The sequence below is a fragment of the Embleya sp. NPDC059213 genome, assembly GCF_042754445.1.
GTDB lineage: Bacteria > Actinomycetota > Actinomycetes > Streptomycetales > Streptomycetaceae > Embleya.
The window spans coordinates 1-1,746 of record NZ_JBHZAV010000409.1; the positions used below are offsets into that span (position 1 = coordinate 1).

The window sequence follows — 1,746 nt, forward strand, 5'->3', positions numbered from 1 at the left end:
TCACGAGCGAGGGGCCACTTTTTTGTGGAGGAGCCTGCGACGGAGCAAAAAAGTGGTGCCTCGCGAGCCGGCGCCGAAGGCGCCCAATAGAAGCAACGCTGCATCGCCGAAAGCCGCCACCCGCTCGCTCCGCTCACGACCCAGGCTCAGGCGTGAAGTCCGGCTCACGTCTCGGGCCTCTCGGCCCGCTGCGCTCACGACCCCGGACCGGGTGCAGGGTTCGGCTTGCGACCGGGGCCTTCCCGCTCGCTGCGGTCGCGAGCCCGGCCCATGTGTCGGGTTGGGCTCGTGTGTCGTTGCCCTCGCGACCCGGGCCCACCTGTCGGGCTCGACGCCGGGCGCGTGTCGGGCCGGCTCGCGACCCAGCGCCGCCGTGAAGCCCCTTCGCGGCGCTCGCCCGTTCGGGGTCGTGTGTCAGATGTCGGCCTCGTAGGCGACCACGCCGCCCACCCAGGTCTTCAGGATTTGCCAGTCGTCGCTCCACCAGACCAGGTCGGCGGCGGTGCCGGGGGAGAGGCGGCCCAGGTCGGGGCGGCCGAGGGCGTCGGCGGGGACTCGGGTGGCGCAGGTGAGGACTCGGGCCGGGGGGTTGCCCAGGGCGATCAGGTTGCGGACGGCGAGGTCCAGGGTCAGGGCGGAGCCGGCGATCGTGCCGTCCAGGTTGCGCGGGACGTCGCCCTCGACCAGGGTCACGTCGACGTCGCCGAGGCGGTAGCGGCCCGGGGGCATGCCCGCGGCGGCCATCGCGTCGGTGACCAGGGCGGTGCGCTCGCCGGCGACGCGCAGGACCAGCGAGCAGACCGGGCCCACCACGTGGTGCAGGTCCGCGATCAGGCCGGGGGTCAGCCGCGGGTCGCTCAACGCCGCGCCGACCACGCCCGGTTCGCGGTGGCCCAGACCGCGTTGCGCGTTGAACAGGTGGGTGACCATGGTCGCGCCCGCGTCCGCGGCGGCGGACATCTCGGCGGCGGTCGCGTCCGTGTGTCCGGCCGAGACTCGGATCCCCGTGGCGACGATGCGCCGAATGGCCTCGAGCGCACCGGGAAGTTCGGGTGCCAGGGTGATCAGGGTGAGTGCCTCGCGGACCGCGTCGTCCAGCAGCAGGCGGTCGACCAGCTCGGGGGTGGGCTCACGCAGGTACTGCGGCGGGTGGGTGCCGACCCGGGCCGGGGACAGGAACGGCCCCTCCAGGTGCACGCCCAGGTCGCGCGCGATGGGCTCCAGGGCGAATTTGGCGCGCAGTTCGGCGGCCCGCACGAGGGCCGCGGTGAGCGTGTCCAGGTCGCCGGTGATGAAGGTCGGGCAGAACGCGGTGACCCCGGTCGACGGGAGCTTCGCGGCGACCTCGCGCCACGCGGTCGCGTCGGCGGCCACGAAGTCGTGTCCGAACGCGCCGTTGAGCTGGATGTCGATCAGACCCGGGGTGAGTACACCGTGCGGCAGTCGGATGGTGTCGGGACCGCCGGGGCCCTCGGTCACGCCGATGATCCGCCCCTGCTCCACACCCACTTCGGCCGGGCCGACGAGCGCCCCGTCCACAAGCACGCGAGGTGCCCCAATGCCGGCCACGCGTGCCCTTCCTTCCCTGCGGGACCGCTACGCGGCCGAGCGTTCGGCGGCCCCCCCCGGGGGGGCCGGCGGGCCCCCCCCCCAATTGTTGAAAACAAAACAAAAATTTTAAAACCAATAAGAATGTCAATGAACCAAATAAAGGTGGTTTTGTGGGGGGGGGTGGGGGAACCCAAG

1 protein-coding gene is annotated in these 1,746 nt (G+C 72.2%); it reads right to left on the reverse strand.

The annotated features are described in order from the left end of the window. Window positions 1–414: 414 nt before the first annotated feature. The gene (nagA, locus tag ACFXMF_RS47685) at window positions 415–1,569 is read right to left on the reverse strand and encodes an N-acetylglucosamine-6-phosphate deacetylase (RefSeq protein WP_360319366.1); all 1,155 of its coding nucleotides are present in this window, start codon (window positions 1,567–1,569) and stop codon (window positions 415–417) included. Window positions 1,570–1,746 lie beyond the last annotated feature (177 nt).